At 40.6% G+C, this 18,993-nt stretch carries 17 protein-coding genes and 1 tRNA gene; 6 read left to right on the top strand and 12 right to left on the bottom strand.

Translation table 11 applies throughout. The annotated features are described in order from the left end of the window. Positions 1 to 31: 31 nt before the first annotated feature. From ssb to I6L31_RS11550, 3 genes are all read right to left on the bottom strand, one after another. Positions 32 to 595: a single-stranded DNA-binding protein gene (gene ssb, locus I6L31_RS11560; RefSeq protein ID WP_004991990.1), complete on the bottom strand. Its 564-nt coding sequence runs from the start codon at positions 593 to 595 to the stop codon at positions 32 to 34. Positions 596 to 646: 51 nt separating this feature from the next. After that, positions 647 to 2,011, bottom strand: coding sequence for an MFS transporter (locus I6L31_RS11555; RefSeq protein ID WP_010588969.1), 1,365 nt, complete (start codon positions 2,009 to 2,011; stop codon positions 647 to 649). A 143-nt stretch (positions 2,012 to 2,154) separates the two neighbouring features. Next, on the bottom strand, positions 2,155 to 3,234 hold the full coding sequence (locus tag I6L31_RS11550; RefSeq protein WP_004992003.1) for a DUF475 domain-containing protein: 1,080 nt from the start codon (positions 3,232 to 3,234) through the stop codon (positions 2,155 to 2,157). 194 nt (positions 3,235 to 3,428) lie between these two features. Between I6L31_RS11550 and tenA the strand changes: the two genes are divergently transcribed. Further along, positions 3,429 to 4,100, top strand: coding sequence for a thiaminase II (gene tenA, locus I6L31_RS11545; protein ID WP_004992006.1), 672 nt, complete (start codon positions 3,429 to 3,431; stop codon positions 4,098 to 4,100). Positions 4,101 to 4,164: 64 nt separating this feature from the next. Here tenA and I6L31_RS11540 read toward each other — a convergent pair whose 3' ends face one another. Together I6L31_RS11540 and I6L31_RS11535 are read right to left on the bottom strand one after the other, a co-directional pair. Further along, on the bottom strand, positions 4,165 to 4,449 hold the full coding sequence (locus tag I6L31_RS11540; protein ID WP_004992008.1) for a YciI family protein: 285 nt from the start codon (positions 4,447 to 4,449) through the stop codon (positions 4,165 to 4,167). A gap of 20 nt (positions 4,450 to 4,469) precedes the next feature. After that, complete coding sequence (locus tag I6L31_RS11535; protein ID WP_004992011.1) at positions 4,470 to 4,814, bottom strand: GlpM family protein; 345 nt, start codon at positions 4,812 to 4,814, stop codon at positions 4,470 to 4,472. Positions 4,815 to 5,020: 206 nt separating this feature from the next. Here I6L31_RS11535 and I6L31_RS11530 point away from each other — a divergent pair, with 206 nt between their 5' ends. Then, on the top strand, positions 5,021 to 5,395 hold the full coding sequence (locus I6L31_RS11530; RefSeq protein ID WP_005000946.1) for a hypothetical protein: 375 nt from the start codon (positions 5,021 to 5,023) through the stop codon (positions 5,393 to 5,395). Positions 5,396 to 5,491: 96 nt separating this feature from the next. Here I6L31_RS11530 and I6L31_RS11525 read toward each other — a convergent pair whose 3' ends face one another. Beyond that, positions 5,492 to 5,845, bottom strand: a complete 354-nt coding sequence (locus tag I6L31_RS11525; RefSeq protein ID WP_005000944.1) for a DUF1304 domain-containing protein — start codon at positions 5,843 to 5,845, stop codon at positions 5,492 to 5,494. 194 nt (positions 5,846 to 6,039) lie between these two features. On the opposite strand from I6L31_RS11525, the gene uvrA reads away from it, so the two are divergent. Then, a complete protein-coding gene (gene uvrA, locus I6L31_RS11520) occupies positions 6,040 to 8,871 on the top strand; it encodes an excinuclease ABC subunit UvrA (protein WP_005000940.1) in 2,832 nt (943 codons plus the stop codon). A gap of 646 nt (positions 8,872 to 9,517) precedes the next feature. On the opposite strand, the gene I6L31_RS11515 is transcribed toward uvrA, so the two are convergent. Together I6L31_RS11515 and gloA are read right to left on the bottom strand one after the other, a co-directional pair. After that, positions 9,518 to 11,227: a GGDEF domain-containing protein gene (locus tag I6L31_RS11515; RefSeq protein ID WP_005000933.1), complete on the bottom strand. Its 1,710-nt coding sequence runs from the start codon at positions 11,225 to 11,227 to the stop codon at positions 9,518 to 9,520. A 433-nt stretch (positions 11,228 to 11,660) separates the two neighbouring features. Then, on the bottom strand, positions 11,661 to 12,191 hold the full coding sequence (gene gloA / locus I6L31_RS11510) for a lactoylglutathione lyase (protein ID WP_005000930.1): 531 nt from the start codon (positions 12,189 to 12,191) through the stop codon (positions 11,661 to 11,663). A gap of 229 nt (positions 12,192 to 12,420) precedes the next feature. Here gloA and I6L31_RS11505 point away from each other — a divergent pair. Then, positions 12,421 to 12,496, top strand: a tRNA-Thr gene (locus I6L31_RS11505). 32 nt (positions 12,497 to 12,528) lie between these two features. Here I6L31_RS11505 and I6L31_RS11500 read toward each other — a convergent pair. The 3 genes from I6L31_RS11500 to I6L31_RS11490 form a co-directional block, all read right to left on the bottom strand. Next, entirely contained in the window at positions 12,529 to 13,344 is an 816-nt protein-coding gene (locus tag I6L31_RS11500; protein WP_005000927.1) for an SAM-dependent methyltransferase, read from the bottom strand. A gap of 4 nt (positions 13,345 to 13,348) precedes the next feature. Then, on the bottom strand, positions 13,349 to 14,647 hold the full coding sequence (locus I6L31_RS11495) for an FAD-dependent oxidoreductase (protein ID WP_005000926.1): 1,299 nt from the start codon (positions 14,645 to 14,647) through the stop codon (positions 13,349 to 13,351). A 411-nt stretch (positions 14,648 to 15,058) separates the two neighbouring features. Next, positions 15,059 to 15,943, bottom strand: a complete 885-nt coding sequence (locus I6L31_RS11490) for a pirin family protein (protein WP_005000922.1) — start codon at positions 15,941 to 15,943, stop codon at positions 15,059 to 15,061. A 286-nt stretch (positions 15,944 to 16,229) separates the two neighbouring features. On the opposite strand from I6L31_RS11490, the gene ycaC reads away from it, so the two are divergent. Continuing rightward, the gene (gene ycaC, locus I6L31_RS11485; RefSeq protein ID WP_004992029.1) at positions 16,230 to 16,859 is read left to right on the top strand and encodes an isochorismate family cysteine hydrolase YcaC; all 630 of its coding nucleotides are present in this window, start codon (positions 16,230 to 16,232) and stop codon (positions 16,857 to 16,859) included. 104 nt (positions 16,860 to 16,963) lie between these two features. Further along, complete coding sequence (locus I6L31_RS11480; RefSeq protein WP_005000918.1) at positions 16,964 to 17,890, top strand: LysR substrate-binding domain-containing protein; 927 nt, start codon at positions 16,964 to 16,966, stop codon at positions 17,888 to 17,890. A 4-nt stretch (positions 17,891 to 17,894) separates the two neighbouring features. Here the strand turns inward: I6L31_RS11480 and I6L31_RS11475 are convergent, their stop codons facing one another. After that, positions 17,895 to 18,983 (bottom strand): HlyD family secretion protein, encoded by a 1,089-nt coding sequence (locus tag I6L31_RS11475; RefSeq protein WP_005000910.1) that lies wholly within the window; start codon positions 18,981 to 18,983, stop codon positions 17,895 to 17,897. Positions 18,984 to 18,993 lie beyond the last annotated feature (10 nt).

Here is an 18,993-nt window from a genome sequence, read left to right as displayed (position 1 = left end):
TATAATTAAGCACAATATTTAGTTATATGATCTAGAACGGTAAATCATCATCCAAATCAGAAGGCGCTGGTGCAGCAGGTGCTTTTGGCGCAAAACCGCCTGGATTATTGTTGCCCGCATTGCCATAACCGCCAGAAGAATTATTGGCATAGTTACCCTGATTAGAGCCATTATTTTGACCATAGCCAGACTGTTGTGGAGCATTATTAAAACGTGGCTGATTAAAATCATTGCCACCGCCCATTGCCTGATCCCCTTGCTGACGAGAATCCAACATCTGCATTTGCTCACCACGAATTTCAGTGGTATAGCGTTCCTGTCCGTTTTGGTCCGTCCACTGGCGAGTACGCAAAGAACCTTCAATATAAACTTTTGATCCTTTACGCAAATATTGCTGTGCAATTTCCCCTAAACGATTATGCAAGACAATACGATGCCATTCGGTTTGCTCTTTACGCTCACCTGTATTTTTATCTGTCCAAGATTCACTGGTCGCAATTGAAAACTGAGTCAGTGAACCTCCATTTGGAAAAGTTTTGGTTTCTGGATCACGTCCTAAAGTACCAACTAAAATAACTTTATTCACACCACGCATTAGCTAATTTCTTCCTATGTATTTCTGTGTTTTACTTTATAAGAGTTATGCTTAAATGGCTACCTCTGAACCTATCAAGTGCGTTAAATGTTGTCGCCCAGTATCATCGATCACCTGCTTATCAACTTTAATATACGCTACTTTTTGCTCAGCCATCACCACCACTTCTTCAATACCACGAATCGCCAATAGTTTTGAAGTCCATTCATCTGTTTGTTTTAATTCAGGTAAGGGCAATACGATCGAAGATAAATATCGCGGCTGCGCCAGACCAAAACTAATCAGCAACCAGATCATAGCAATGCCAGCCAAAATACTCCAACCAAGCGAAGTATTATGTAACATTAAAAGCTGACCACCCAGCACCCCCCCAAAAAATGCCCCTAAAAACTGGCTACTGGCATTAATCCCCATCGCGGTGGCCTTAGACTGAAGCGGCGCAGATTTGGATAACCATGAGGGTAACAGTGCTTCCATGACATTGAAGGCAATAAAAAATAAACCCAAGCCTAATAACAGAATATATTTGGACTCATAGCCAAAAATTAAGATCAGTAAACCTGCAATAATGCCCAAAATTGCGGTTAGAAAAATTCCGCGCATTTTGCGATATTTTTCCGCGACAATAATACTAGGAAACGCAAAAAGCAGACTAATCACCAAAAGCGGCAAATACACCATACCGTGTTTAGCTAAAGGAATATTGGCAAACTCAATCAATTGAGATGGTACATAGATAAACATGGCTGTCAGCAGTAAATGCAGTGAAAAAACCGAAACATGTAATCGATTTAAATCGCCCATCTGGATGACTTGTTTGAGCTGAGCCAGATAACCCTGACGAAAATTACGATGATGTCGAGTGACTTTCGGCACCAGCAGCAACATAAAAATGGCTGCAATTCCCATGATCGTGGTGACCCAAAATAAACCAGAGATGCCCACCTGACTGGTCAACCACGGCCCTAAGCTAAACGCGATAACAAAAGACAGACCAATACTCATGCCCATCACCGCCATGGCTTTAGTCCGCTGTTCCTCTCGGGTAACATCGGCCAGAAGTGCCATGACCACGGCTGACACAGCCCCTGCGCCTGCAATCGCACGTCCAATAATCACACCGTAAATAGTATGAGACATTGCGGCAATGGCACCACCTAGTGCAAAAAGTACCAGCCCTAAAATAATGAGAGGTTTACGGCTAAAACGGTCTGCCCAAAGGCTAAATGGAATCTGTAAAATCGCCTGACTTAGACCATAAATACCCACAGCCAAGCCAATCAACGCAGGTGTTGCATATTGGTAAGACTGACCTGCGATAGAAAACACGGGGATAATCATGAACAATCCCAACATTCGCAGGGCAAAGATACTGCTTAATGCAAAAGTTGAGCGACGTTCTATAGCATTCATCATCTTATTACGCTGAATTTAACCTGTACAAATTATAGGGTATTCACATCAAAACTTCGCTACATTCCTTCAATTTCTTGTGAACATAAAAACAAGCAGGGTGTAAAAACACCCTGCTAATTTAGTTGATTAGACTGAAAATTTGCTTAACTCAATGGTTGGTGCTTGCGATATTGGATCGATGCAATCACCGCCCAAACAATAAATGCCACCCCAATTAAACCCGTCACCACTTCTGGAACATGGACGCCCGTACCACTGGCAAGCATGATAAAAGCCAGTGCCCCAATCGCATAATGCGCCCCATGCTCAAGGAAGATGTAGGCATCTAGTGTGCCTTTTTCCACCAAATAGATCGTCATGGAACGCACAAAGATCGCACCAATGGCCAAGCCTAGCATAATAATTACGACATCACTGGTAATCGCAAATGCGCCAATCACACCATCGAAACTAAATGAAGCATCTAAAACTTCAAGATATAAAAATCCACCGAAACCAGCTTTTACCACTCCCGTCACTGCACCATTTTCATCATGCTTGACTGCATTACCTTCTTCATCCACTTCAGGTTCACCGCCTAGTAAGTGACTGAGTACTTGAACTCCAATATAGATTACTAAGCCCCAAATCCCCGCCATGGTCACCACCAGACGTTTTTCATCTGCCACTTGTGCAGACATGATCAGCAAAGCAATCAAGGCAATAAATACCGACATTGCAGGAACACTAGCCAAATGCGAAAGCTTGGATTCTAACCATCTAAACCAGTGAGTATCTTTGCCATCATCAAAGAAGAAGTTTAAAAAGACCATCAACAAGAATGTTCCACCAAAGGCGGCAATTTCAGGATGATGTTCCATCAAACGCTGTGAATACGTCGCAGGATCATTCAGCGCCATTTGTACTACTTCCAACATTCCCATATCCGCGGTTACTGCGACAATCACAATAGGAAAAATTAAACGCATACCAAATACGGCAACCAGAATACCCACCGTTAAAAATATCATTTTCCAGAAATGATCCCAGTTGCGTAACACTGAAGCATTGACCACGGCATTATCAAAAGATAAAGACACTTCCATCACCGCTAGGATTGCAGTAATGGTTAGGGCTTTAAACATCGTCGAAATGCCCGCCTCTGGCCCATGGGTATAGCCCCAATAAGCTGACAAAGCCAAACAAATCACGGTAAAAAAAATCGAAAAACGGAAATGCTTCATGCGTGCCCTGAATCAAAAATATTAAAATTAGGATTTCGCTGCATATTATGCGCGTTTTCAGCGTGCTTGCAGATGACTTTTATCTTTTTTTAGTAAAATCTTAAGGCAAAATTAATAAAGTATCTCTACGGCTACGCATGACAAAATTTTGTTATAGTCTGGGCGGATGATCTTTAGAATTTAGAGCAAAACAGATGAGTTTTACCCAAGAACTTTGGCACAATAATATTGAACTTTACCAAAAAACCTTGAATCTTCCATTTAATCAGGAGCTTGCCGCAGGGACTTTGTCTGCCGATGCTTTTTGTCATTATGTGATTCAGGATGCGCATTATTTATTGGCCTATGGTCGTGCTTTGGCAGTTGCCGCAGCAAAAGCGTTTGATGCCGACGATGTGATTCAGTTCGCTGAGGCAGCCAAAATCGCAATTATTGTAGAACGTAGTCTGCACAATGACTTTATGCAGCATTTTGACATTAGCAAACAGCAATTTGAAAGCACGCCACTGACACTTGCCTGTCATCACTATACTTCATTTTTAACCGCGACAGCATGGTCTGAAAGTTATCCAGTGGTGTTAGCCGCGTTGTTACCTTGTTTCTGGATTTATGCGGAAGTGGGTAAAGATAACGTAGAAAAATCAGTGGTGAATAATCCATATCAGGCTTGGATTGATACTTATTCGGGAGAAGAGTTTCACACTGCTGTGGGCAATGTGATTGCCACTGTCGATAAAGTTGCGGCGCGTTGTGACGATGACACCAAAGCCAAAATGCATGCAGCCTATACCATGGGTGCAAAACTAGAATGGTTGTTTTGGGATAGTGCTTATCAGCAACGACAATGGATGGGGCTCACACAATGACGCCTCTCTTTTAACATCGTTTGAGAATATTCCACTACATGCTGATAGAGGTATATCGCTTCGATCAGCAATTTAGAAGTTGCTCAAACTCCGGCCCCGTTTTGGAAAAAGTAACTTCTGTAATCTGATAGTCTGCAACTTGCTGAAAAGGATCTTGTTGTAGAATATGCTCAAGTTGTTCACGAGGCATGGTTTTGACCAAGACTACACCACCAGTACGTGGCTGTTTGCGCCCCGCACTAATAAAAAGACCTTCCGCAAAATATCGGTTCAACCAGTCAATATGTGGCTGGATCAACGCATCAACTTCATTGAGGGGTTTGATATAATTTAAGCTGACAATAAACATTGTATTTTCAACCTCAAGCCTTAAGCAGAATAAAAAGACGTCCAGCCATATAACAAAATTGCCGCAGCCAATACCCATGCCAATGTTGCAAAGCTGAGACACATCCCAATCGAAACCCGATCTGCAAGGTAATACACCGTTCCAAGATAAATGGCATAGGGAATCAGCGACCACAATCCAAACAACGCCGTTTTGCGCAACGCCTCAGCGCCTTGTTGTCCAAATACAATCACATGCGCAATCAGTGCAAAAGTGGGAAATAACGGAACCAAACCCGCAATATAAAATGATCGGCTTTTGGACAATAAAGAAATCAGCAATACCACAGCCGCACCTAAGGCGCATTTAAAAAACAACCCGATCATGAGACAAAGAACACTGGAACAATGCTATTGAACTTACTCCTTTTTCTTGTAAAAAAATAGAAGCCTAGCCGTATTCAACTCAAAATCTACGATGCAATTTTACAAATTTGGCTTGCAATTTTGGTCAAGTTCAAGCATTCTTATTTGATAATGATTATTATTTACTTAACTTGAATATTTATGGCACGACCGTGTGGGAGAACATAATGCTGATAGAAACTCAAGGTAGTGAAGCGATGAATGCCATGATTACCTTGCGCCAATGCTGGTATGCAAACGAAGAAATTTATATCAATAAAGGCTGTTTACATTGTGGTTCAGCAGCGACCTATTTGATTTATTTTACCAACCGAAAAATACAAAAATTGATGCTGGATTTTATTGCCAAATATAATTGTAATCATCCTCAGCGCATGGATCTTATGGATATAGAGCATTTTGAGCAAGATTATGAACAATTACTGTCACAACTTGAAGCTCAAGTCATCCATTATTCTTTTTCGCAGCATAATCAACCGAAACGCATTGCCTTTGAACAAGTGGAATCTATTTTTGAACGTGATTTTGCAATGGCTTGCTAAAGAATAACAATTACAAAAACTGTCTCCCGATTGACTCCAAAGCACAGCTTAAGTTGTGCTTTTTTTTATTCGCTTGATCAAGTTTTCATAAGATTTTTATAATAAGTACACAGCCAGTAAGCCAAGCAATGCAGGTAGTGCCTGAATATAAATAATTTTGCGACTTGCTGTAAGTCCACCATAGATCCCTGCCACCAACACACAACTCAAAAAGAAAGTGGCCAAAGGCACCGCATAACTTACAGGAGCAAACAATGACCAAATGAGTCCTGCGGCTAGAAAACCATTATATAAACCCTGATTTTGTGCCAGAACTTTGGTGAGTTGTGCTTTTTCTAGCGTATTCCCAAATGCCTTGAGTCCATAAGGCCGATCCCATAAAAACATTTCTAGCACCAAGATATAAATGTGCAGCAGCGCAATGAATGCGATTAGAATTTTACCAATCATGGTCGCTATCCTATTTTTTAATCAAGTTCATTTTTAGAACTCTAAATATAACGGATTTATCTTCATGTGTATAAAAGTTTATTCTGTTTGTTTTCTGCCGACACAAATTGACGCATAAAATGGTAAATTCCATGCTTGAACATTTTTCATGCGCTATCATATATACCTTTTTAAAATTCGTTTAGGATCATTTTATGAGCCAAAGTCATATCCGTATTCGAGGTGCGCGTACCCATAACTTAAAAAACGTGTCTCTCGATATTCCACGCGATAAGTTTGTGGTGATTACGGGACTCTCAGGCTCAGGTAAATCCTCTTTAGCCTTTGATACCTTATACGCTGAAGGTCAGCGTCGCTACGTTGAATCGCTATCGGCTTATGCACGCCAGTTTTTATCGCAAATGGAAAAACCTGATGTGGATGCCATTGAGGGTTTAAGTCCTGCGATTGCGATTGAACAGAAATCCACCAGCCACAACCCCCGTTCAACGGTCGGGACAATTACCGAGATTTATGACTACTTACGTCTACTCTATGCCCGTGTCGGTACGCCTTATTGTCCGGAACATGATTTACCGATGGTGGCGCAAACCGTGTCTGAAATGGTCGATGCGGTTAAGGCACTGGAAGAAGGCACCGCCTTGATGCTACTGGCGCCCGTAGTTCGCGAACGTAAAGGTGAATATTCACAACTGTTTGAACAACTGCAAGGTCAGGGTTTTGTTCGCGCGCGTGTTGATGGGGAAATTATCGATATTGATAGCCCACCAGAACTAGATAAAAAGAAAAAACATACCATTGAAGTGGTCGTGGATCGTTTTAAAGTGCGAGACGATCTAGGCAATCGGATTGCGGAATCCTTTGAAACGGCGCTGCGTTTAGGTGGTGATCTGGCAATTTTATCGTGGATGAAAGACGAACAGCCTGATCGGGTGTTTTCAGCTAAACACTCCTGCCCTGAATGTGATCGTGCGGTGGCAGAACTCGAACCGCGGATGTTCTCGTTTAATAATCCGTTTGGTGCTTGTCCCGTCTGTGATGGTTTGGGTACACGCAGTCATTTTAGTCCAGAGAAATTGATTCCAAGTCCAGATTTGTCCTTGAGCCAAGGGGCGATTCGTGGCTGGGATCGTCAACGTCCGTATTATTATTCGATGCTGCAAAAAGTGGCTGAACATTTTGGTTATTCGCTGGATGAGCCGTGGAACACACTGGATAAAGACACACAAAAGAAATTTTTATATGGCACAGGCAAGGAAAAAATTGACCTGAGTTATATCGATGAACGAGGTCGCAAACATAACCGCGTGATTCCTTTTGAGGGCGTGATTACTCATCTGGAACGTCGTTATCGTGAAACCGAAAGTAATTATGTGCGTGATGACTTGGCACAATATTTATCCAATGCCGCCTGTGACGCTTGTGGTGGTTCACGTCTGAATGAAATTTCACGCCATGTCAAAGTCAAGGATAAAACCATTGCTGACATTACTAGCATGTCGATTGGTGATGCAGAAAGCTATTATCAGGACTTAAATCTTGACGGCGCCAAAGGCGAAATTGCCGATAAAATTTTTAAAGAAATTCGTGAGCGCTTACACTTTTTGGTCAGTGTCGGACTGAATTATTTGAGTTTGGCACGTTCAGCCGAAACGCTTTCAGGTGGTGAAGCGCAGCGTATTCGTCTCGCCTCACAAATCGGCGCAGGTTTAATGGGTGTGATGTATGTACTGGATGAACCTTCCATTGGACTGCATCAACGCGATAATGACCGTTTGTTGCAAACCCTGATTCGCTTGCGTGATCTGGGCAATACCGTTCTCGTGGTTGAGCATGATGAAGATGCCATTCGTGCTGCCGATCATATTATTGATATTGGACCAGGTGCAGGTATACATGGTGGTGAAATCATCGCCGAAGGAACCTATGAAGAATTGGCAAATCATGCAGACTCTCTGACAGGTCAATATTTATCGGGCGCTTTAAAAATTGCAGTACCGAAGCAACGTCTGCAATCCCCCACACCTGATCAGAAAATCAAGCTTTCTGGCGCAGCAGGTCATAACCTAAAAAATGTTGATCTGACTATTCCACTCGGTATCATGACCTGTGTCACAGGCGTTTCCGGTTCAGGCAAATCGACCTTGATCAACCGTACTTTGTTGCCATTAGCCGCAACACAATTGAATGGTGCAACCACGCTGACCGCAGAAAAATTTGATTCGATTGATGGGTTGCAACATCTGGATAAAGTCGTGGATATCGACCAGAGTCCAATTGGTCGTACACCGCGCTCGAATCCTGCGACTTATACGGGTTTATTTACCCCAATTCGTGAATTATTTGCGCAAACGCCTGAAGCAAAAGCACGTGGTTATGCCGCAGGACGTTTTTCATTTAATGTCAAAGGCGGTCGCTGTGAAGTATGTGAAGGCGATGGCATGATTAAAGTCGCCATGCACTTTTTACCTGACATGTATGTGCCTTGCGATGCCTGTCATGGTAAACGCTATAATCGTGAAACGCTGGAAGTCACCTATAAAGGTAAAAATATTTCTGATGTTTTAGAGATGACGGTCGAAGATGGCGCAGAATTTTTTAATGCCATTCCTGTGATTCACCGCCGTTTGGAAACACTGACTCAAGTGGGCTTAGGTTATATTCGTTTAGGTCAGGCAGCAACCACACTTTCAGGGGGCGAGGCACAGCGGGTAAAATTGGCACGTGAACTGGCCAAGCGTGATACGGGTAAAACTCTGTATGTGCTGGATGAACCGACCACAGGGCTACATTTCCATGATATTGCCAAGCTTCTGGACATTTTGCATGAACTACGCAACAAAGGTAATACTATTGTGGTGATTGAGCATAATCTGGATGTGATTAAAACCGCAGACTGGGTGATCGACTTAGGCCCAGAAGGTGGTTCAGGCGGTGGTCAGATTATTGCTGAAGGTACACCTGAGCAAGTCGCTGAAGTTGAAATTTCGCATACAGGACGTTTCTTAAAGCCGATGTTGCAATAGCCTTACATTGTGATCCAAAAAGTCAACAAGCTAAAATAGAGCTAAACCCATAGCTCTATTTTTATTTTTAAATTAATAAAAAGAAGCCTAATTTCAAGATCATCAAGATGTTTAAATATCTTGTTTAACGGCCACCTATTGAATATAATTCTCATTATCAAAATTTTAATTAAAATTATACTTCTACTCTTAGAAAAAGTGATGAACTGTATGTTTTTGGATTATTTAAGATTATGTATAAAATATAGCGTTTTATATTTTGTTATTTTATTCATAATCACTTTAATATTAAAACTTACCCATCTGTTTGAATATGATGATATTCAAGTCACTACTGGATTATTATCTTTTATAGGCGCTGTTATTTTAGGTTATCTTTTTACGCTTAAAGCACCCGAAAAAAAGTATATTTACGCGAGCGCTGCATCCATTGTTTTTTGTGTAGTGGTGGTACTGATTGTCAAAGTATTTAAAATTCCGTTACAGAGCACTTTACTTTACAGCCTTTCGCCTTATTTTATATGTTTTCCGATGGGTATCATCACGTACTGGATGTTGAATAGACTCCCGTTGCAACTAACTTAACATTAAGCAAGACAGTTGCAATAAAGCGTTCTGCTTGAAAACACCATTCAGCTTATGAGCGCTATATTCCCTCCACTACATTCTTGCCTTTGGCTTTGGCTCTCAATAATGCCTGATCAGCTTTTTGAAACAGATCTAGCCAGCTCAATGCACCCACGGCAACACCTATACTGCTTGAAACATAAAGCGGCGTTTTAAGATCAGACGTTTCAATCGCTTGTTTACTCAGTTTAAATCTAATTTTTTCTGCAAGATTTAAAGCATGCTCCAGCGAAATATCTTCAACCAACACCAAAAATTCATCGCCACCATAACGAACAATTAAATCGGAGTTGCGTACTGATGCTTTTAGAATTTCAGCCACCAGTTTAATCACTTGATCCCCGACAATATGACCATACTCATCATTTACTCCTTTAAAATTATCAATATCAATAATCATTAGGCATAATTGAGATAAGGTCTTTGGATGCTGTGACAAAATAACTAAATAATCATCTAATGCCAGTCGATTAGAAACACCTGTTAACGCATCTGTATTGGCAATGTTGCGCAACTGAAATTCAAGTGCATCACGCTGCTGCAACATACGTTGTAGTTTTTTAATGGCACTAAACAATAAAGCAAATTCATTTTTTTTATTTTCATGGCGATCATTCCCATCAGCAACACCATCTGAAAGTTCAAGAATTTGTTCTTTTGCTTGAATTAATGGGTGAATAATTCGTTTTTGCGCATAATGCATCGTAAATAATGCGACTGCAACGGACAAAAAAGACAATAGTAAGGTCAGAATAAACTGTCGTTCAGCTTTTTCTTTACGTTTTTTTGCAACCTCGACACTGATATCCAACAGATATTTTTGTAAATCGACCACTGGCGTGAATTTACTCACAATACGTTCTGTAAGTTGAGTTCCAGTCATTGAATAAGCTTCGTGGCGACGGCTTTCATCTAAAAGCTGCCCAACTAATGCAACACCTTCATCCAAAAACTCATGTTTTACTTGCTCATGCAGTTTTTCATATTCAGGGGTTTTCGCATATTGTGGCTGCAAGGTATCAATCAGGTTCCAAAGATATAATGCCTGATATTGGGTTTGCAGAGAACGAGCGCGATTATTATCGGGAATTGCTTCGTGAAAACTCACCGATGCAATCACATTAGACGCAACTCGTCCTGCCTGATCACGTAAATCTGATAATAATAAAATCATAGTGATATAGTCAGAAAGCTGACTATCAACACTATTTCTTTGAACCACAAACGCTCGCAAAATTTCACGATAACTATCCCAAGCTGCAAACATGGCCTGAACAGCATGGTCATATTGAACCGATGTACGTGAAATGTCAGGAAGAGCGGCATAATCATCGACCAGATCACGTGCTATTTTTAGATCTCGCATCATGTTTTGCTGTAACCGATCTGCAACCTGATACTGACCAAGCGTTCTCAGCAAAATCACATTTTCACGAATATCTTGATCCACACCTTCTCGATAAAGATCTAAGGCTTGCCGATGCGAAGCTTGATTTGCATAAGGACTCGACATCAATTTATTCGCAAAGGCTCTCTCTCTTGAAATTTGATTCGCGGTATGAACCAATAATTTTAAAGATTGAATCCCGATTAAATCTTGTTTTGCAGCCTGTAATGCCTGATAACTATTGATCATTAGAGGAAAACAAATACACAATAACGATAAAATAATCATCGTCATAAACATAAATAAACGCTGACGAATAGAGCTGAAACCTAACTTTGGCATGTTTAAGTAAGACTCCCCAAGACTACGTCTGGTTCTATAAATCAACTGTATTATTTTCGATCTAATTGATTATATTAGCTTAAAACCAAACCAATACCTAATTTCAGCCAAATGATAATAAATCATGCTTTAATTTATTGATTTTTAGATTATAAAATAAATATTTAGACGATTGATCTCAAGACAAGAAAGCTTACAGTATTTTTTATCTTGTAGTCGATCTAACCTCAACAATCTAATCAAACTTAGAAGCTTGGCAAGTTCTAAAGAAAAATGGGAGATCAAATAATTGATCTCCCATTTTTAGCTCTAAGCTTGAGAGGAAAGGACGCTTTTCCACCTCTAAGATATGTTCAATGAATCGGTTTTTATCAATAAAATCTTTATATACAACAGTATATAATCAGATTCATTTCTAGCCATAGCCAGATGATTAAGCATGGCTGAGAGGTGTTGGCTGTAAGATTTCAATCCAGTAATCATCTGGATCTTTGATAAAGGCGACATAATTCATACGACCTTCACTGAGACGTTTTTGAAAATTCACACCCAATTGCTCAAAACGCTCACATTCCTTAACCACGTCAGGGACAGAAACACATAAGTGCCCAAAACCACGTGGTTCACTGTTGCCATTGTGATAATGAAACTCTGGATCATTTTCAGTACCATGATTTAAGGTCAATTCCAGTACCCCTGATTGACTTAATACCCACTGTTTACGCTCAATATCGTCTACAGGAATTTCATTTAAATGACGACGTACCAGATAAACAATGGTAAATGCAGCTTCATCAAATACCTGCTCATACACAGGCACAAAACCCAAAACTTTGGCATACCATTGAATCGACTCTTGCAGATTTTTCACCCGAATCATAGTGTGATTAAATACATAATCTTTGGTTTCAGGATTTTCAGAGACAGGAAGATCAAATTTGCTTAATAAATCGTGTAATGCCATGAGGGCTTACTCCAGCCAGATTTCGGAAGAGGAATCATATTAGATAGCGAAACTTTAACGCATCAACAAGCTCAAATCCAATCTGGAGCAAATCATGGTTGCATAAATATACATTTTTCTCCAAACCTATCTTCAAGATTATTTTTACAAGTGAGATGTTCAATCTTCAAACAAATACGCATTTGAGACTTGTTTTTTTCGTGGGCTTCGGTAAAATTCACGCCACGTTGCCGGCATAGCTCAGTTGGTAGAGCAACTGACTTGTAATCAGTAGGTCCACAGTTCGAATCCGTGTGCCGGCACCATTTCCCCTTCTATTGATCCTAAAATTTTCTTTTTATTTTTTTATTGCACTGATTTGCATATAACGAATCATGCCTTCTCTGTTCAAGTAATCACACAATTTTGCGGTTGCCTGTATTTTAAATTGCGCCAAATCCTTTTTTGTATTGGAATTTGAAGCTATAAACCGTGCAAAACCACCCAATACCGACTCGGTGATATCGACACTTTTAACTTGGTAAAACCCGTGTTGTTCAAGTTGAAGCCGAGTCATGCCAAGCGTGGCGATGTGACTCAGATTTACATCCGCAGCTTTAAGCAAATAAGAATATTTTTGTTGCTGAAATCGGGAAAGTTGCCGCCATTTCTCCGTCAAAACCAAATAATGAAAACCCAAACGTCCCTGTGTTTTTAGCACGGGTTTAACTGCATTTAAAAAGCGTCGTAAGTCACTATGGTAGGCGGCATCTATACACAAGATGACATTAAAAGCTTCTGGCAAATAAAGCTGATTTAAATCTAAAAATGAACCCTGCTGAATGTGCGCTAACTGCGGTAAATGTTGATGAATCTGCTGAATAAGTGCTGGCTGTAACTCGAGCGCGCTAAGCTGTTGCACCTGATAGTGCTCAATCCAATGTTGCAAACTTGCACCTTGACCACAGCCCAAATCCAGTAAACGATCTTGTGCTGTTAACTGAACTGCGTTTGCCAGTTGATCTGCTAACTGGCAACATGCGGTTTTATAATCTGTTGTATTGTCCCAATATCCAAGATTACTCCATGCGAGTGTCCGTTCATCCCCCAATCGTGCAACATCAATTGCATATTTATGAGGAAGTTTAGCCGTTAACGCATGAAGTAATTTCATCGATTTAGTAGCCGAGTTGGGGAGCAACCTCCACTTTAGGTGTTAACCCTACAAACGGCAATGGTGCGTTAAAAATTTCAGCAATATGCATGGCTGAAGTCACCGCAGATTCTAAAATAGGTAAACCATCGCAAGACCATGAACCACAGAAAAAGACCTTACGATTTGGCATTTTGTGACGTTGTTGCAATTCCTTGTTTAACGCGACTGTTTTGGAGTCCACGACTGCACGGGTCAATTTCACAGTAGAAATGATTTTCTTTGGATCAATTTCTGTAACAGGTCGCCAAGTCTGGAACACAGGATTTTTACCCACCAATGTTGGTTCAACCGCATTCATCCACACAGTAAATTGTTGACGGGTAAATTTACGATCCATCATATAGCTTAGGACTGACCAGTCTTTGCGACGTGGCGGCATCACCGATGTATCGGTATGGATCACCAGATCGCCATCTTCAAAACGAAATTGTTTTAAGATCGCAATATCATCTGCAAATTGTTCAGCATTTAAAAATTCTTCAACTTTGGAAGTGGGCGTCGCCACAATCACGCGATCATATAACCCTTGTTCGCCTTGAGTATTGACCACTTTTACTTTTTCGCCCTGTTGCTCGACCTGAGTAATCGCCGAACCACTACGAATATCCACCCCGTCAATCAAACGATCAACAAATGCCGGGGTTCCACCTTGCATACGCAATAAAGCATCACCATCGGTCAGTTGACGCAAAAAAGTCAATAAAGGTTTTGCAGGCCATTCACCAATGGTTTTAGGATTACAGGTACAAATGGTATATAGCACAGGCATCACCGCACCATGCCAAAACACTTCTTCAATATGATTCTGATTAATAAATTCGGCTAAGGTAATATCCTGTTGTTTAGACTTAAAAAACTGATTAATCGCAGTTTTTAGCTGTAACATTCCTTTCACCAGACGCCAACCATATTGTTGAATCCCTTTTTTATTATTGATAATCGGGAAGTTTCCAATGCGGCTGCGGTTCGTGGTTAACCAGGTTTCTGTACGGTCTTCAAATAACCAGCTACACGCCATATAGGTACGTACTGGAAACATTTTCATACCCAAATGCGTTGCCAGACTTAAAGTATTCTTCCATAAATAAGGATTCATCACACGCAAAGGAGCATCGATCACTCCGTCCTCGAACTCAATACTATGGCTATCCATTCCTCGACCTGAGAGGGCTTCAAATATCGTCACCGTATGTCCTGCATCTTTTAAAATTCTTGCGGTAGCAAGACCAGCCATTCCGCTACCGATAATTGCGATATCCAAAATTATGATCCATCAGTTGAGAATTTTTTTGATTATGACTGATCGTCATGAAAAACACCGTATTAAAATCTACCAGTTTTTCTTAAAATTTTTAGCGATTTGAATAAAAAATAATCAAATAAAAATGTGATTTACATCACACTATAATTATCAAACAAATAATTGAAATTATTGTAGTTTTAATTTTATATTTTTCAAAAAACTGATTAAAAAAAACAAGATAAATTAACCATTCGATCAATAAAGATTTTACAGTCATCTTCAATTGCGATAGGATGAACCCATAAAAATGCAAACTAAATCACAAAAAGTTTTTATAAAAACCTTAAAATGATAATCATCACATTACAGCGAAAAAGCCCTTTATCAAGGTTGATAAAGGGCTTTCTTATTTGAAAAAATAATCACGGTTTAGTGGTTGAGTTGAGCCTCTGTACTAATCCGACCAAATTTTCCGTTATTGAAGTCATGAATGGCTTCAATAATTTCTTTTTTACTGTTCATGACAAATGGCCCATAACCTTCAATTGGCTCATTCAAAGGTTCACCAGTCAACACCAGAAATTTGGCATCGCTATTGGCTGTCAATTCAAAATCGACATCAGCCTGATCAAAAATGACCACTGAACGCTCACCCACTTCATGTGTTGCATTGATCGAGACATCACCACTCATCACCACCAACAGTGAATTGTGTCCTACAGGAACGCTAAATTTATGGGTTTTACCCGCAGTGATAAAGCCATCCCAGACATTCACAGGACTAAAGGTGGTGGCAGCCCCTTGTGCAGTTTGATACTCACCAGCAACGACGCGGATATAACTTCCTGCATCATCCAATGAAATTAATGGAATTTGATCCGATTCAATCGCCTGATATTTGGCAGGCGTCATTTTTGAATGCGCAGGTAAATTCACCCAAAGCTGTGCCATTTCAAACAAACCACCGTGCTCTGCAAACTCAGGTGAATGAAATTCTTCGTGCAGAATACCACCACCTGCCGTCATCCATTGCACATCGCCTGTTTTGATGGTTCCACCACCACCTGCTGAATCTTTATGCGTCACTTCGCCTTTATAAGCAATCGTCACTGTTTCAAAACCACGGTGCGGATGTGAGCCGACACCCCGTTGTGAATGCGTCGGTTTAAACTCATAGGGTGCGGCATAGTCCAATAACAAAAATGGACTAATGGCTTGTCCAAAACGATCATAAGAAAATAGATTGTTGACTGGAAAGCCATCACCGACCCAATGCATATGTTTGTTTTGATAAATACCTTGAATATTCTTCATTGCCATCACTCCTCTATCAGGGCTAGCATTTGTACAAATTTTACGCCGATCCTGATAGAAGTGATACCGTCTGCATAAAACTCAGTGTCTCATATTTAAGACAATTCAAGACTTAAAAACTAGATATTTGAAAATATTTACCGAAATTACAGAAAAATATCCTATTTTTATGATTGTTTATCTCAATAAATTTTCTTAAATGCCCATCTTCGCTCATCTAACATGGAAAACTTGGCTAGCCTATTTTTTTTAAAGGCTGGCAACCGCTCAAGAGAGGAGATAAATCATGAGCAAACCTTATGTGCGTTTAGATAAAAATGATGCTGCGGTATTATTGGTTGATCACCAAACTGGTCTACTTTCATTGGTTCGTGATATCGATCCAGATAAATTTAAAAATAATGTGTTGGCTGTAGCTGACATCGCTCAATATTTTAATCTACCTACCATTTTAACGACCAGTTTTGAAGATGGACCTAATGGCCCGCTCGTTCCTGAATTAAAAGAATTGTTCCCAGATGCGCCATATATTGCCCGTCCAGGACAAATCAATGCATGGGACAATGAAGATTTTGTCAAAGCCGTGAAAGCCACGGGTAAAAAGCAATTGATTATTGCTGGCGTAGTCACCGAAGTATGTGTTGCATTTCCAACCCTGTCTGCACTGGCAGAAGGCTTTGAAGTCTTCGTGATTACCGATGCATCTGGTACATTTAATCATCTTACTCGCGATGCAGCGTGGGATCGTATGTCTCAGGCTGGCGCACAATTAATGACATGGTTCGGTGCAGCAGGTGAATTACACCGCGATTGGCGCAATGACATTGAAGGTCTAGGTCAGTTATTTTCAAACCATATTCCTGATTATCGTAATCTGATGACCAGTTTTGCCTTAACACATTCTGATCATAAATAAGTTGCAACCCAACGATCCGAATAAAAATAAGAGTGAGCCAATCACTCTTATTTTATTTTAGTATGTAATAAAACAAAGACGACCTGTTTGATTGAGGCCGAAACATGCATTCATTTGATGATTATTATTATTTTTATTTGGTGGTCAAACATGGTGGATTTAGTGCTGCCAGTGAAGCTGAAAATATAACCAAATCCAAGCTCAGCCGCCGCATTTTAGAGCTTGAGGATAAATTCAATGTGAATTTAATCCAGCGAACGACGCGACATTTTAAAGTCACTGCGTTAGGACAAGAGTTCTATGAAGAATGCGCCAAAGTGATTGCACAGGTGGAGTGCGCCAAAAATGTATTGTTACAACAACGTACTGAACCGCAAGGTCTGGTCAAAATTAGCTGTCCGTTATTGATGATGCGTTTTCAGATTCGAGAATTGATCAATCATTTTCTAAAAGCTTATCCCAAAGTTGAAATCGAACTAGAGCTGACCAGTCGCCGAGTCGATGTTTTGTATGATGATATTGATATTGCGATTCGTACCAATTTTGAGATGACTGAAGATTCGAGTCTGATTGTTCGAGATGTGATTAAGACCACGCATTGTCTGGTGGCAGCCCCTGAAGTCTTACAAGGCAAACACATCGAAAACTATCAACAACTCACAGACTTTCCGTGTATCGGTTTAGGCAATCAGAAACAGGATTATGTCTGGATTTTAAGGCATCATGAAAATAGCCAACACGTTGAAGTTCGTTTTAATCCACGTATGCGTTGCAATGATCTGGCGGGAGTGTACTATGCTGCCTGTGATGGTTTGGGAATCGCAGATTTACCCTATCTAACCGTTGAAGAAGACATTAAACAGGGAAAATTAATTCATATTTTGCCCGAGTGGGAGTCCAATGAAGGGATGGTACAACTGGTATATGCTTCACGCAAAGGCCAGCGTCTCGTGGTTGAAAAGTTAATCGAAACACTGGTCGGTGGCATGCGCTCGCTAGGCAATATGAAAAAAGGCTATCGTCTCATTTAAAATCTTATGCATTCTTACAACTTTGATTTGCTGTATTGGCTTCCAGATTAACAATCGCTGACATACCAATCGCAATTTTATCGAGACCTTTTTGCTGCGGATCAAAGCTGATTTTGACAGGGAAACGTCGCACAATTTTTGTAAAATTTCCTGTGGCATTATCAGGCGGTAACAATGCCAGTTCTGCACCACTACTACGTGAAATACTATCAATTTTTCCACAGAACTTTTGATGAGGAATCGCGTCCAGACTAAATTCCACCCGATCTCCAGCTGCGAGTTTAGCAAGTTGCGTTTCTTTTAAATTCGCTTCAATCCAAAGCTGATGGATGGGAGCAACCACGATCAGATTTTTACCGACACTCACAAACTCACCCTCACGAACTTTACGCGAGACCACAGTTCCCTCACGTGGAGCCATCAGCTTAGTGGCAGCCAAATTATTTTCCGCCTGCGCTAAATTGGCTTGGGCGGCGACCAGCGATGCTTTTAATGAATCATTTTGTGCTTTTAACACCTGAATATTCTGTTGCGATTCTTTGATTTTAATATTAGAAACATTGACTAAAGAAGTTTGGCTCACCGTGTCTTCAACCGCTTTGTCATATTCACTTTTACTCATGCCCCCTATTGCAGCAAGTTCTTTGGTACGTTTGAGATGATTATCCGCACGAAGCTGAGCAGCTTTGGATGCCGCAATTTCTGCTCTGGATATCTCAACCTGATCTTGAGCCAGCTTAATTTTTTCCTCTAGCTCATGTTGACTGGCCTGAATTTCCAAAATCCGTGCCTGCGCTTGATCTACCGCAGACTGATAGTCTGTTGCATCAATTTCGACCAGTAACTGACCTGCTTTGACATGCTGATTATCCGAGACATTGACTTTGGTCACATATCCGCCGACTTTATTGGCAATATAAGTCAGATCGCCTTTGACATAAGCATTGTCAGAAGACTGTGAATTTTTACTGACACTCCAGTAAAAATACAGAAAATATACCACCGCAAAAAGCGCACACATGATCACCAAAGCAATCACAACACGCACCCAAGGACGAAACGGTCTTTTAGCTTGAATAGTTTCTGTGGTCATGAATTTATCT

The organism is Acinetobacter septicus (genome assembly GCF_019355975.1).
GTDB lineage: Bacteria > Pseudomonadota > Gammaproteobacteria > Pseudomonadales > Moraxellaceae > Acinetobacter > Acinetobacter ursingii.
The sequence above is the reverse complement of the archived record's forward strand: the minus strand, read 5'-3'. Positions and strand labels throughout refer to the sequence as shown.